At 70.5% G+C, this 12370-nt stretch carries 14 protein-coding genes and 2 tRNA genes; 13 read left to right on the forward strand and 3 right to left on the reverse strand.

Annotated features, from left to right (window positions below; all coding sequences use genetic code 11):
• The first annotated feature begins 36 nt into the window (after positions 1–36).
• The 3 genes from BN159_RS28255 to BN159_RS28265 all read left to right on the forward strand — a co-directional run bounded on the left by BN159_RS28255 (position 37) and on the right by BN159_RS28265 (position 3114).
• Positions 37–1323 (forward strand): glutamate-5-semialdehyde dehydrogenase, encoded by a 1287-nt coding sequence (locus BN159_RS28255; RefSeq protein WP_015660423.1) that lies wholly within the window; start codon positions 37–39, stop codon positions 1321–1323.
• Positions 1324–1391: 68 nt separating this feature from the next.
• Positions 1392–1943, forward strand: a complete 552-nt coding sequence (locus BN159_RS28260) for an SCO2584 family spore wall biosynthesis protein (RefSeq protein ID WP_015660424.1) — start codon at positions 1392–1394, stop codon at positions 1941–1943.
• 100 nt (positions 1944–2043) lie between these two features.
• Positions 2044–3114, forward strand: coding sequence for an SCO2583 family membrane protein (locus BN159_RS28265; RefSeq protein WP_015660425.1), 1071 nt, complete (start codon positions 2044–2046; stop codon positions 3112–3114).
• A 17-nt stretch (positions 3115–3131) separates the two neighbouring features.
• Here the strand turns inward: BN159_RS28265 and BN159_RS28270 are convergent, their stop codons facing one another.
• On the reverse strand, positions 3132–4250 hold the full coding sequence (locus tag BN159_RS28270; protein WP_015660426.1) for a M48 family metallopeptidase: 1119 nt from the start codon (positions 4248–4250) through the stop codon (positions 3132–3134).
• Positions 4251–4361: 111 nt separating this feature from the next.
• Here BN159_RS28270 and BN159_RS46265 point away from each other — a divergent pair, with 111 nt between their 5' ends.
• The 10 genes from BN159_RS46265 (at position 4362) to BN159_RS28315 (ending at position 9356) form a co-directional block, all read left to right on the forward strand.
• Positions 4362–4523, forward strand: a complete 162-nt coding sequence (locus BN159_RS46265; protein ID WP_015660427.1) for a hypothetical protein — start codon at positions 4362–4364, stop codon at positions 4521–4523.
• 152 nt (positions 4524–4675) lie between these two features.
• Positions 4676–4840: a hypothetical protein gene (locus BN159_RS46270; protein WP_015660428.1), complete on the forward strand. Its 165-nt coding sequence runs from the start codon at positions 4676–4678 to the stop codon at positions 4838–4840.
• 61 nt (positions 4841–4901) lie between these two features.
• Positions 4902–5540, forward strand: a complete 639-nt coding sequence (gene nadD, locus BN159_RS28285) for a nicotinate-nucleotide adenylyltransferase (protein ID WP_041819946.1) — start codon at positions 4902–4904, stop codon at positions 5538–5540.
• A 16-nt stretch (positions 5541–5556) separates the two neighbouring features.
• On the forward strand, positions 5557–7191 hold the full coding sequence (locus BN159_RS28290; protein WP_015660430.1) for an LCP family protein: 1635 nt from the start codon (positions 5557–5559) through the stop codon (positions 7189–7191).
• An 85-nt stretch (positions 7192–7276) separates the two neighbouring features.
• Positions 7277–7723: a ribosome silencing factor gene (gene rsfS, locus BN159_RS28295; RefSeq protein ID WP_015660431.1), complete on the forward strand. Its 447-nt coding sequence runs from the start codon at positions 7277–7279 to the stop codon at positions 7721–7723.
• A complete protein-coding gene (locus tag BN159_RS28300; RefSeq protein ID WP_015660432.1) occupies positions 7720–8391 on the forward strand; it encodes a histidine phosphatase family protein in 672 nt (223 codons plus the stop codon). The genes rsfS and BN159_RS28300 overlap by 4 nt, the downstream gene beginning before the upstream one ends.
• A gap of 94 nt (positions 8392–8485) precedes the next feature.
• Positions 8486–8558, forward strand: a tRNA-Ala gene (locus BN159_RS28305).
• Positions 8559–8736: 178 nt separating this feature from the next.
• Positions 8737–8910, forward strand: coding sequence for a hypothetical protein (locus tag BN159_RS46275; protein WP_015660433.1), 174 nt, complete (start codon positions 8737–8739; stop codon positions 8908–8910).
• A gap of 3 nt (positions 8911–8913) precedes the next feature.
• A complete protein-coding gene (locus BN159_RS28310) occupies positions 8914–9147 on the forward strand; it encodes a hypothetical protein (protein ID WP_015660434.1) in 234 nt (77 codons plus the stop codon).
• A gap of 136 nt (positions 9148–9283) precedes the next feature.
• Positions 9284–9356, forward strand: a tRNA-Ala gene (locus BN159_RS28315).
• Between the two features lie 59 nt (positions 9357–9415).
• Here BN159_RS28315 and BN159_RS28320 read toward each other — a convergent pair.
• Positions 9416–11026, reverse strand: coding sequence for an NADH-quinone oxidoreductase subunit NuoF family protein (locus BN159_RS28320; RefSeq protein WP_015660435.1), 1611 nt, complete (start codon positions 11024–11026; stop codon positions 9416–9418).
• Positions 11023–12306 carry a cytochrome b/b6 domain-containing protein gene (locus tag BN159_RS28325; protein ID WP_015660436.1) on the reverse strand — a complete coding sequence of 428 codons (1284 nt, stop codon included), beginning with the start codon at positions 12304–12306 and terminating at the stop codon, positions 11023–11025. Before BN159_RS28325 ends, BN159_RS28320 begins: the two co-directional genes overlap by 4 nt.
• Positions 12307–12370: the final 64 nt, after the last annotated feature.

The following is a 12370-nucleotide window of genomic DNA, read 5'->3' on the forward strand; positions in this document are numbered from 1 at the left end:
GGTGAACGGCTCCCTCCGGCGCACTACCCTTCCCTCATGACCACGCTCTCGCCGTACGACTCGATGACCCCGGTCACCCAGGCCGCCTACCGCGCCAAGGCCGCCGCGGCCGACCTCGCGCCGCTGCCGCGGTCCGTGAAGGACGACGCGCTGCTCGCCATCGCGGACGCGCTTGAGGTCCGTACGAACGAGATCGTCGAGGCCAACGCCAAGGACATCGCCGCCGCCCGCGAGGCCGGCACCAGCGAGTCGATCGTCGACCGGCTGACCCTCACCCCGGAGCGGGTGCGGGCCATCGCCTCCGACGTGCGGGACGTCGTCGCGCTGCCCGACCCGGTCGGCGAGGTCGTCCGCGGCTCGACCCTGCCCAACGGCATCGACCTGCGCCAGGTCCGCGTCCCGCTCGGCGTCGTCGGCATCATCTACGAGGCCCGCCCGAACGTGACGGTGGACGCCGCCGCCCTCTGCCTGAAGTCCGGCAACGCCGTCCTGCTGCGCGGCTCGGCCTCCGCCTACGAGTCCAACACCGCCCTCGTCCGGGTCATCCGCGACGCCGTCGGCGGCGCCGGGCTGCCCGCCGACGCCGTACAGCTCGTGCCGGGCCAGAGCCGGGAGAGCGTGGGCGAGCTGATGCGCGCCCGCGGCCTGGTCGACGTCCTCATCCCGCGCGGCGGCGCCTCACTGATCCGCACGGTCGTCAACGAGTCCACGGTCCCGGTGATCGAGACCGGCACGGGCAACGTGCATGTCTACGTCGACGCCCAGGCCGACCTCGACATGGCCATCGAGATCCTGATCAACTCCAAGGCCCACCGGGTCAGCGTCTGCAACGCCGCCGAGACCCTGCTGGTCCACCAGGACATCGCCGCCGAGTTCCTGCCCCGGGCCCTGGACGCCCTCGCCGAGGCCGGGGTCACCGTGCACGCCGACGAGCGGGTCATGGCGTACGCCAAGGACTCCCGGGCGACCGTCGTGGAGGCGACCCCGGAGGACTGGGAGACGGAGTACCTCTCCTACGACATCGCCGCGGCCGTCGTGGACTCCCTGGACAAGGCCGTCGAGCACATCCGGCTGTGGACCTCCGGGCACACCGAGGCGATCGTGACGACCTCGCAGCAGGCCGCCCGCCGCTTCACCCAGCTGGTCGACTCCACCACCGTCGCGGTCAACGCCTCGACCCGGTTCACGGACGGCGGCCAGTTCGGCTTCGGCGCGGAGATCGGCATCTCCACCCAGAAGCTGCACGCCCGCGGCCCCATGGGCCTGCCGGAGCTGACCAGCACGAAGTACATCGTCACCGGCGACGGGCACGTACGCCGGTGAGGCTGTCCCAGGGCGGATAATTTCCATACCGTCTGCCCAAATTGACCCCCCAGGTCTACTCTGGAGCTGTGCCGGAGGACGTGGGGGGCACGCCGTTTCCCGACGGCTGGGAGCCCGACGACGACCACGACCGCGGGGTGTCGGACGAAGAGTTCGCCTCCGTGGTCTTCGATGAGGCCTTCGTACAGGCGGCCACACTGCACGAGCCGACCGCCGTCGAACGCCTCCTGGCCGCGGCCGAGGCCCGCCGGGCACACGGCCGGGGCGAGCGGTACGAAGAGGGGTACGGCTCCGACGACCCCACCGGATTCGGCCATGATCCGGACTTCGACGACCTGGACGACACCGATGTCCTCGAAGGCCGCTACGGCGCCCCGGGCACCTACGGCCGACAGGTCCGCTGGCACCGCCCCGTCGCCTGGATGCTCGCCCTCGTGATGGGCATCGGCATGGTCGCGCTGGCCTTCACGGCGGTCTACCGCGGCGCCTCCTCGGGCAACCGGGAACAGGTCCCGCCCCCGGGCGCCTCGACCGGCGTCGAACAGGGCGAAGCGGTGGTGCCCTCCGTCTCCGCCGACCATTCCCAGCCGGCCATCTCGGCCGTCCCGCGAACCCCCTGAACGGGCCCCGGCCAAAACCCGCCGTATCTGGTGAGAACCTGTCAGAACTTGTCGTACAGCGGGGCGTTTACCCGGGCTCCGGGAGACCTACTCTGAAGATATGGGAGGGCCTGGAGACCCACCTGAGGGGACACCCGAGGGCGGACCCGGAGGTGGCGAGGACGAGTACCGATCCGTCGTCTTCGACGAGTCGTTCGTCCGCGCTGCCCGGCTCCAGGAGTTCTCCGCGCAGGAGCGCATCGACGATCACGCGCCCGCCGTCCGCCGCCGCCCGCCCCTGCGCCGGGGTCTGTCCCGGCAGGCCCTGATCCTGGTCCTGCTGATCGCCGTCGCCTTCGGCACCGCGATCTACATGGGCGTCCGGCACCCCTATCAGACCCCGGCGAGCCCGCAGCCCGTGGAGCCGCTGCGGATGACCGTGATCCCGCTCGCCCCGCCGGGCGAGGTGCCCGGCTCGACCGACACCGAGGCGCTCTACCGGAACAGCCCCGCCGCGCAGTACCGCATCGGCGCCGAGGGCGTCCCGCTGCCCGCCTACCGGAGCACCGCGCACTTCTCCGAGGGCCAGGTCGTGAACGCGCTGACCGTCGCCAAGGACTACGTCGTCCGCTCCGCGCTCTATCCCGAGGTGGTCCTCGGCGAGCAGGTCCGGCCGGTGCGGGTGCTGCTCGACCCGGACCAGCTCGACCAGTTCGACCAGAGCTTCGACCACCCGACCGCCGACGGCAGGCACGCCCCGACCGGCTGGCTGGTTCGCTTCGACCCGGGCAGCGTCGAGCTCGCCGACCGCGAGATCCGGGCGCAGGGCACGCTCACGGCCGCCGAGGCCGACTCGTCCACCCTCGAGGTCACCGCGGACCACACCTTCGTGTACGCGCTGCGCCCGGCCGGCTCCGGGGCGAAGGCGGAGGCCTCCCTGTTCACCGTCCGGCGCGAGCTGCACTTCCGCTTCGACCACGACGACCTGCGCATGCGCCAGGCCCAGCTGATCGTCTCCTACGTCCAGGCCGGCCCGCTGTCGTGCGCCGGCGACTCCGCGAACCAGCTGCGCCCGCTGCTGGCCGGCCAGACCGCCAAGGCGGGCGGCCCGGCCGGTACGGACCCTTACGCGACCGGGAGCGCCACGGCGCTGTGCGGATCGCTGGCGGAGAGTGCGCAGCCCAAGGTCTGAGCCGGGGGTCCTGGAACTCAGTCGCCGTCCCGCGGCGGCGGAGGCGTGTCCGTCGGCGGCTCGTCCTGCCGCTGGGCGCCGGCGGACCCGGTGTTGGTGCCGAAGCCCCCGAAGCCCCGGCGGACCCGGCCGCCGAGGTCGCCCGCGCCGCCCGCGATGTCCGTGACCAGCTTCATCAGCGGGTCCTTGGAGGACTTCACATGCGTGGCGTAGTGCGACGCCGACTCACGGAAGGAGTCCGTCACCGAGGTGTCCTTGTCCTCGGAGCGGCGCGGGTAGTGGCCGTCCATGATCCGCTGGTAGTCACGGGTCTCGGCCCACTTCTTCAGCTCGGCCGCGCGGACCGTGGTGAAGGGGTGCGAGCGGGGCAGCACGTTCAGGATCTTCAGCACGGAGTCGCGCAGGTCGCCGCCCGCCTCGTACTCCTCGGCCTGCTTGAGGAACGCGTGCACGTTCATCTCGTGCAGATGGTTGCCGCCCGCGATCTTCATCAGGCCGCGCATCGAGGCCTGGAGGTCCTGGCCGACCAGCAGACCGGCGCGGTCGGCGGACAGCTCCGACTTGCGGAACCACTCGCGCAGCGCGGTCACGATCGCCATGATCGCGACGGTGCCCAGCGGGATCCAGGCGACCCGGATGGCGAGGTTGGTCAGGAACAGCAGGATGGTCCGGTACACCGAGTGCCCGGACAGCGCGTGCCCGACCTCGTGGCCGACGACCGCCCGCATCTCCTCCTCGTCGAGCAGCTCGACGAGCCCCGTGGTCACCACGATGATCGGCTCGTCCAGGCCGATGCACATCGCGTTCGGCTGCGGGTCCTGGTTGACGTACATCGGCGGGACCTTCTCCAGGTCCAGGATGTAACAGGCGTCCCGCAGCATGTCGTTGAGGTGCGTGAACTGCTGGTCCGAGACCCGCACCGAGTCGGACAGGAACAGCAGCCGCAGGCTCCGCTCGGGCAGCAGTCCGCTCAGCGCCTTGAAGACGGTGTCGAACCCGCTCAGCTTGCGCAGCGCCACCAGGGCACTGCGGTCGGCCGGGTGCTCGTACGCCCGCGAGGAGATGCCGGGGAAGCGCCTGCGCTGCCTGCTCGGCACGTTCTCGTGCCCGTCCTGCTGGTGGCCGTCGTCGGACATGTGGTCCCCCATGTGCGTCTGTGTGGCCGTACGGCCCTTCGGGCCCCCTGAGCAGGCTCCAGCCTAGGCGGAGTTACCGTGGACGGGCAGTACAGCGAAGGAGTCCCTGCCATGGAGCACCACCCCGCGGCCGTCTGGCTGACCGAGGCCGCGAGCGCGGCGGAGAAGCAAGGGGCGGGAATTCTGCTCCGGGTCGTCCTGATCGTGATGGTCGTGGGCTCCGTCCTGACCGCGTGGTTCCTGCTGCGGGGGTACAAGCAGAAGGACGACTGAGGCGCCGGATAAGTTGCCTCGGCGCGCGGGCGCCGCGCCGGGCGGTGCGTGCCGGGTGCCCCAACGGCGGAGTCGGCGTGATCGGCGCGGAGCGGCCCGCTTACGATGAGCCGACATCTTTATCCCGCCCACACCCGAAGGTCTCGCCGAAGATGAGCTTCCACAGCACCGCTGCCCAGTTGGTCACCCTCGCTTCCGAGGGCGGAGAGCACGGCGGCAACCACGAGAGCCTCAACCCGCTGGTCACCGGTGGCGGTGCCTTCGTCATCCTGATGCTGCTGCTGTGGGTCACCACCCGTTTCAACCGGGACCGCTGAACCCCTGCCCCGGGGGTCTGGCGACCCGGGCTCACAAGTCGGGCCGGTAGGGTCTGCACGCATGGGAGAGCAGGACATGCCTACCGGCCCGGTCAACGGCCCGTCGAACCCCGGCAAGCGCCGGCTCGGCGTCATGGGCGGAACCTTCGACCCGATCCACCACGGGCACCTGGTGGCGGCCAGTGAGGTCGCCGCGCAGTTCCACCTGGACGAGGTCGTGTTCGTGCCGACCGGCCAGCCGTGGCAGAAGACCCATCGCAAGGTCTCCCCGGCCGAGGACCGCTATCTGATGACGGTCATCGCGACCGCCGAGAACCCCCAGTTCTCGGTGAGCCGGATCGACATCGACCGCGGCGGCCCGACCTACACCACGGACACGCTGCGCGATCTCAAGGCGCTCAACCCCGACACCGACCTGTTCTTCATCACCGGCGCCGACGCCCTCGGTCAGATCCTGACCTGGCGGGACGCGGACGAGCTGTTCTCCCTCGCGCACTTCATCGGGGTCACCCGGCCCGGCCACCACCTGGCCGACCCGGGTCTCCCGGAGGGCGGTGTCTCGCTGGTCGAGGTTCCCGCCTTGGCCATCTCCTCCACAGACTGCCGTGCGAGGGTCGCCAACGGCGATCCCGTCTGGTATCTGGTGCCGGACGGAGTCGTGCGCTACATCGACAAGCGCGAGCTGTACCGCGGCGAGTGAGCCGAGAGGGGCACCGGTGAACGACCGATACGACGCGTACGGGGGCGACCAGTACGAACTCGTCGGCTACGACGAGTACGGGCGGCCTGTGTACCGACAGGTCCCGCCGCCGCAACAGCCCCCTCAGCCGCCGTACGACCCCTACGCTCAGCAGGGATACGGCTACGACCCGTACGCGACCGGTCAGCAGCGGCCGGCCCCGCCGTACGACCCCTACGGCCAGACCACGGGCGGCGCGGCCCCCTCGTACGACCCCTACGGGCAGACCGCGGCGAGCGGGCAGCAGCCGCGGGTCGCCGAGCAGACCGCCCACATCCCGCAGCAGTCCGGGCCCGCGGAACGGGCGGAGGAGCCGGGGCGGGACCAACGGGACTACCGCACCGAGCAGTTCGCCTTCGTCGAGGAGCCGGACGGTGACTCCGAGGACGTCATCGACTGGCTGAACTTCACCGAGAACCGCACCGAGCGCCGCGAGGAGGCCAAGCGCCGCGCCCGCAGCCGCCTGGTCGCCTTCGTCGTGGTCCTGGCGCTGGTAGCGGCCGGCGGCGTCGGCTATCTCTGGTACGCCGGGAAGCTGCCCGGTGTGTCCTCCTCCGGCGACGACACCGACACCGCGACGGCCGTCGGCGCCCAGCAGCGCGACGTGGTCGTCGTGCACCTGCACAACACCAAGAACGGCGACACCGCGACGGCCCTGCTCGTCGACAACACCACCACCAAGCAGGGCACGACCGTCCTGCTCCCCAACTCCCTCGGCCTGAGCGGCGACGACGGCACCACGACCACGCTCGCCAAGTCGGTCGAGGACGACGGCTCCTCCGGCACCCGCGAGGCACTGGACGCCGTCCTCGGCACCGAGATCCAGGGCACCTGGCGGCTGGACACCCCCTACCTCCAGAACCTGGTCGACCTCGTCGGCAACATCGACGTCGACACCAACACCGATGTGCCCGATCCGTCCGACAAGAAGTCCAAGGGCGCCGCCCCGCTGGTCAACAAGGGCGAGGCGCAGACCCTCAGCGGCAAGATGGCCGTCGCCTACGCCACCTACCGCGGCTCCGGAGAGGCCCAGAACGCCCAGCTGGAGCGGTTCGGGCAGGTCATGCAGGGCGTGCTGCGCAAGCTGTCCTCCGATCCCCAGGCCGCGACGGTCACCGTGCAGACGCTCCAGCAGATCCTCGACCCGTCCATGACGGACAAGGACCTCGGCACCTTCCTCGCCAAGCTCGCCGACCTCGCCAAGGGCGGCGACCACAAGACGGCGCTGCTGCCGGTGCAGGGCGACGGGACACTGACCGCCGAGACCAGCGCCAGCGTGGTCAAGGACGTCCTCGGTGGCACCGCGAAGAGCCCCGACAAGGACGCGGCGGTGCGGGTCTCGGTCCAGAACGCCAGCGGTGTGAAGGACAACACGGAGAAGGCCCGGGTGGTCCTCCTCAACGGCGGCTTCACCTTCCTGGAGGGCGGTACGGCCGCATCGGCCCAGTCCGCGTCCAAGGTCGTGTACGCCGACGCCGCCGACAAGGAGAACGCCACAGAGGTCGCCAAGACCCTGGGCCTGCCCACCAGCGCGGTGTCGAAGGGCAAGGTCGGCTCGAACGCGAGCGTCTCGGTCGTCCTCGGCCAGGACTACGCGCCGTCGTCGTCCTAGATCGGGGCCGTCAACAATCACGTGGGGCGCCGTCGGCGGTCGTGAGACCCTTGAAGTCCAGTGACCGCCGACCGAAAGCCTTGTAGTGACCGCCACTGACCGTTCCATCGAGCTGATCAACACCGCCGCCCAGGCGGCCGCCGACAAGCTCGCGCACGACATCATCGCCTACGACGTCAGCGACGTGCTGTCGATCACCGACGCCTTCCTGCTGGCCTCCGCGCCCAACGACCGCCAGGTCAAGTCGATCGTCGACGAGATCGAGGAGCGGCTCAGCAAGGAGCTCGGCGCCAAGCCGGTCCGCCGCGAGGGCGACCGCGAGGCCCGCTGGGTGCTGCTCGACTACGTCGACATCGTCGTCCACGTCCAGCACAGCGAGGAGCGGGTCTTCTACGCCCTGGAGCGGCTGTGGAAGGACTGCCCCGAGCTGGAGCTGCCCGAGGACGCCAAGGCCACCCGGGGCAAGGCCAAGGAGCACGCCGAGCTCCAGGCCGCCGAGGAGGCGGCCGAACCGAGCGGTGAGTGGCGATGAGCGCCACCGGCGAGGTGACCGCGGGCCGTCCGGGCCGCGGTCGCCGCGTCATCCTGTGGCGGCACGGCCAGACCTCGTGGAACGTGGAGCGCCGCTTCCAGGGCTCCACCGACGTCGCCCTCACCGAGGCCGGTATCGCCCAGGCCCGCCGCGCCGCCCGGCTGCTGGCCTCCCTCAAGCCCGCCGCGATCGTCGCCTCCGACCTCCAGCGCGCCGCGCACACGGCCGCCGAGCTGGCCGTGCTCACCGGCCTGGACGTCGCCCAGGACGAGGGCCTCAGGGAGACCTACGCGGGCGTCTGGCAGGGCCTCACGCACGAGGACATCATCGCCCGCTACGGCGAGGAGTACGCCGCCTGGAAGCGCGGTGAGCCGGTCCGCCGCGGCGGCGGCGAGCTGGAGACCGAGGTCGCCGACCGCGCCGCCCCGGTGGTGCTCCGGCACGCTGAGAAGCTGCCCGACGACGGCACCCTCGTGGTGGTCAGCCACGGCGGCACGATCCGCACCACCATCGGTCGGCTCCTGGGTCTGGAGCCGCACCACTGGGAGAGCCTCGGCGGCCTCTCCAACTGCTGCTGGTCCGTCCTCGGCGAGGGCGCCCGCGGCTGGCGGCTGCTGGAGCACAACGCCGGCACCCTGCCGGAGCCGGTGCTCGGCGACGACGACTGACGGCCCCCTGGGGGCCGTAGACCCGGATTTCACTTTCTGGCAGGTCGCAGGCTAGAGTTCTTCTTGTTCGCCCCGCTGAGCGGGAAGAACGCGCGGGGCTATAGCTCAGTTGGTAGAGCGCCTGCATGGCATGCAGGAGGTCAGGAGTTCAATTCTCCTTAGCTCCACAGATCAAGAACGAAGATCAGGATCCCACCCCCAGCGGGGGTGGGATTTTTCGTGTACAGCTGCTTGAGTCGGTTGAGACCTCACAGGCGTATACATCCGTGGCGAGACCGTATTGGCCCGGCCGTGGCAGAATCAAACGGCCGGAAGGGGGCGCGGCCCGAACGGGAGGGAGCAGTGATGCCTGCGAGCATCCTCGGAGAGGCCGGTCGCCTCTCCGACTCGAGGTGGGCACGGGACACGGTCACCCGCCTCAGCTGCCCTTCCTGCGGTTCCGTCCATGTCGCCCAGGTCCTCGGCGACAACGGCGGGATCTCCTACGTGTGCACGGCCTGCGGCCACAGCTGGAGCTGATCGATGGGTGCACATAGGCGAAGGTGTGACTGGTGCGGCAGCGGGACGCCGATCGTCCGCGACATGGAACCGGTCAATCCGGACTACCAGTACTGGTGCGAGGAATGCGCACGGGCGCTGATCATAAAAGGCGACCCGATCGAGACGTACCGTGAACTCGAGGGCGAGCCGATCTACGGCCGCCTTCTCGAGGAGCACTGCACGCTCAAGCGGTTCTACTCGTTCGTGACGGCTTGACGCCACCTGGCACGGAACTGGACATTCGGGTCGTATCCGCCCACGGCGGAAACGATTTGGTGGTGCACCGGGTGGACCGTGTAATGTTGGCGTCGCCGCCGGGGAAACCGACAGGGGAACCGGGCGGACCAAGCAAGGGGCTATAGCTCAGTTGGTAGAGCGCCTGCATGGCATGCAGGAGGTCAGGAGTTCAATTCTCCTTAGCTCCACAGATAAAGATCCCGCCGGGTCGTGAGGACCCGGCGGGATCTTTTGCGTATGCGGTACTTCAGCGGCCCAGGGCGCGGCGGCCGCGGCCCTGGGAGAGCACCGGCAGGTTGTTGCGGGACGGGGCCCGCTCCGACTGGTCCTCGATGCGCAGGGCCAGCGCGGGGCAGCGGCGGACCGCGCGCAGCGCCTTCGCCTCGGCGTAGCGCGGGACTTGGGCCTGGGCGACGGTGGGGAAGCCGTCGGCGCCGAGTTCGAAGACCTCCGGGAGGATGTCCGCGCACAGGCCGTGGCCCCGGCACAGCGTCCAGTCGACGAAGATCTTCTGGCGGCTGGGGCCGTTCTCCTCGGACTCCGCGCCGCCCGGGATGCCCGTAGGGGCCTTGCCCCCCTCGAAGAGCGGCAGCACGCCCTCCACGGGCCGTCCGCAGCCGTTTCCGAGGACATGCGCGGCCAGGTCGTCGGTGAACGCCTTGATGGTCGACTCCAGGAACATCGCCGAGCCGTCCGGGTGCGAACACGCGCCGCGCCGCTTCACGTTCTTCGCGACCTGCTTGAGCGCCTCCAGGGCGGCCGGTCCGCCGCCGTTGAGGATGTCCTCCATGCCGCGCGCGGCGGCCGGCAGACCGAGGTAGCAGGGGCCGCACTGGCCCGCGCTCTCCTCCGCCAGCCACTGCGCCACCCGCAGCGACTCGCCCAGCGGGCAGGTCGCCTGAGTGATCGGCAGGATCGCGCCGGCGCCGAGGGCGCCGCCCACCGCGTCCAGTGAATTGCGCGAGACGATCGCCTCGTTGACCGTCGCCGCGTCGATCCACTTGCCGTGGTAGCCGCCGGTCAGCACGCCCTGCGGCACCGGCGGGGCGCCGGCGAGCTGGAGGACGTAGCGCAGCGGGACGCCCGTGGGGACCTCGATCACCATCGGGCGGGCGACCGCGCCGGACACCGTCAGCATGACGGTGCCCGGCTCGTCGTACAGGCCGGTGTTGCCGTAGCGCTCCGGGCCGATGCGGGCCGCGATGGCGAGTTGGGCGAAGGTCTCGGCGTTCGACAGGAGCGTGGGCGCGCCGCCCACGCCGCTCTTGGACGCGCTGATCTTGCGGCCGGGCGGGATCGCCGGTCCGCCGTCGATCGACCGGATCAGCGATGCCGCCGCTCCGGTCACCATCCGTACGGGATTGCGCTGCACGCGGGCGCGCAGCGCCGAGCGGCGGCCGTTGCTCAGGCCGCGTTCGGCGAGCGCGGCCTCCATGGAGCGCTGCGTCGACTCCCGGGTGACCCCCACCACGAGCGTGCGGGCACCCAGGGCTTCGGCGACCAGCAGCGCGCCGTCCAGGATGAGATGCGGGGCACGGTTGATGAGCACCGTGTCCTTGCGGCAGGCCGGTTCGTCCTCGCTGCCGTTGACGACGACGACCGGCCTGACGCCGCGCTTGATCGCCGATTCGGCGACCGAGCGCAGCTTCTTGTGGAAGGGGAAGCCCGCGCCGCCGCGGCCCTTCAGATTGATGCGTTCGGAGAGCTGCGCGAGCTGCTCTCCGCCCATCGGTTCGAGCGGCCCGTGCACCTTGAGGTGCATGGGCAGATCAAGTCTTTCGACAAGGTCGAAGCCCGACGTGAGCTGGGGAAGACCGACCACGCGGACTTCTGGTACGTCGGGCAGGGCCTCGTTCACCTATAGCCTCCGGAAGGCGTGTTCCAAGGTTCGCCCGAACCCGGTGCGTCGAAGGACTCACCGGGGGGTGGTTCATTGGCGGGACCGCTGTTGTACGTGTCGTTGGAGTTGTACGTGCCATAGAGGGTGTTGTACTCACCGGTGTCGTACACATCACTCCCGCCGTACCCACCGGTGCCCGAATTGCCATAGGTCGGGATGTTGTATCCGGTGTCCGTGAGGGGGTCGTACGCCGACGGGGGCGCCTCGCCGACGGGCGGGGGCGAGGGGATCGGCCAGTTTCCGGAGGTGCTGCCACCGCTGTCCACGCGCGGGATCGCCTCGGTGGGCTGCATGTCCAGCGGCAGATCCATGCGCGCGGTCTGGTCGGTGGCGAAGGGCTGCGCGCTCTGGTCGCCGAAGTCGGCGAACGAATCCTGGGGGCGCGGGGGTGTGTTGACTGCGCGGTAGGCGGCCGCGAAGCCGTTCGCCGGTTCGGCCGCCGGCGGTGCGGCGCGCTCCGCGGTGCGCTGGGGCTCGTAGCCGGGGAGCGAGCCGGTCTCGGCCATCCGGGCCCGGCTGGCGTCCAGTTCGTCGCGGGCCGAGCGCTCCTCGGCGGTGCCCAGGAACGCGGCGATCCTGTCGGCGACCTTGCGCTTGACCGGCCGCGGCGCCGCGCGCAGCGCCAGGGCGACGCCGACGCCGACCAGGCACAACTCGTACGACACCATGAAGAACGTCTTCGCCGGGCGGCCGGCGAACAGGCCGTGCACCAGCGCCGCGCACCAGGCCGGGTAGGCCAGCATGTGCATGGCCCGCCAGCGGGCGGCGACCGGGGCGGGGGAGGCGAAGGCGCTGCGCAGGGCGCCGGTGATGCCCACGAAGATCATCAGCAGCCCGGCCAGCGAGCCGAGGCCGATCAGGCCCCCGGGGCCGGTGAAGCCCAGTGAGAAGGGGATCACGGCGGCGATCAGCTCGGTGTGGTCGAGCGCGAGCTTGGTCGTGATGTGCACCAGCAGGAAGGCGATCGAGGCGACCGCCAGTGAGCGGTGCACGGCCTGGCCGATGATCCGCTGGCGCGTGTTGAGGATGATCCGGTCCTGGGCGACCAGGCCCCAGATCACCGAGCAGCTGAGCGAGACCAGGGACAGAACGCCCGCACCGAAGTTCAGGAACTCGCGGAAGCGGTCACCTCCGACCAGTACGACGATGGGTATGAGCAGCACAACGACAGCCGACGCCACCCCATAGGCCGAGCGGCCGGGTTTGGGGAGCGAGCTGGTACTACGTCGAGGGTTCATGGGGGCAACTCCGAGCGGTTCGGGAAAGCGGTCCCGCTGCCGCACTCTAAGTGGACCCAAACCG

The sequence above is a fragment of the Streptomyces davaonensis JCM 4913 genome (assembly GCF_000349325.1).
Classification (GTDB): Bacteria; Actinomycetota; Actinomycetes; order Streptomycetales; family Streptomycetaceae; genus Streptomyces; species Streptomyces davaonensis.

Excerpts from the sequence above, each read along its gene's own strand:
- BN159_RS28325 (WP_015660436.1), bottom strand. The coding sequence starts at position 12,306 with ATGAACCCTCGACGTAGTACCAGCTCGCTCCCCAAACCCGGCCGCTCG.
- BN159_RS46275 (WP_015660433.1), top strand. The coding sequence starts at position 8,737 with ATGCCTGCGAGCATCCTCGGAGAGGCCGGTCGCCTCTCCGACTCGAGG.
- BN159_RS28300 (WP_015660432.1), top strand. The coding sequence starts at position 7,720 with ATGAGCGCCACCGGCGAGGTGACCGCGGGCCGTCCGGGCCGCGGTCGC.
- BN159_RS46265 (WP_015660427.1), top strand. The coding sequence starts at position 4,362 with ATGGAGCACCACCCCGCGGCCGTCTGGCTGACCGAGGCCGCGAGCGCG.
- BN159_RS28270 (WP_015660426.1), bottom strand. The coding sequence starts at position 4,250 with ATGTCCGACGACGGCCACCAGCAGGACGGGCACGAGAACGTGCCGAGC.
- BN159_RS28310 (WP_015660434.1), top strand. The coding sequence starts at position 8,914 with ATGGGTGCACATAGGCGAAGGTGTGACTGGTGCGGCAGCGGGACGCCG.
- BN159_RS46270 (WP_015660428.1), top strand. The coding sequence starts at position 4,676 with ATGAGCTTCCACAGCACCGCTGCCCAGTTGGTCACCCTCGCTTCCGAG.
- nadD (WP_041819946.1), top strand. The coding sequence starts at position 4,902 with ATGGGAGAGCAGGACATGCCTACCGGCCCGGTCAACGGCCCGTCGAAC.
- BN159_RS28255 (WP_015660423.1), top strand. The coding sequence starts at position 37 with ATGACCACGCTCTCGCCGTACGACTCGATGACCCCGGTCACCCAGGCC.
- BN159_RS28265 (WP_015660425.1), top strand. The coding sequence starts at position 2,044 with ATGGGAGGGCCTGGAGACCCACCTGAGGGGACACCCGAGGGCGGACCC.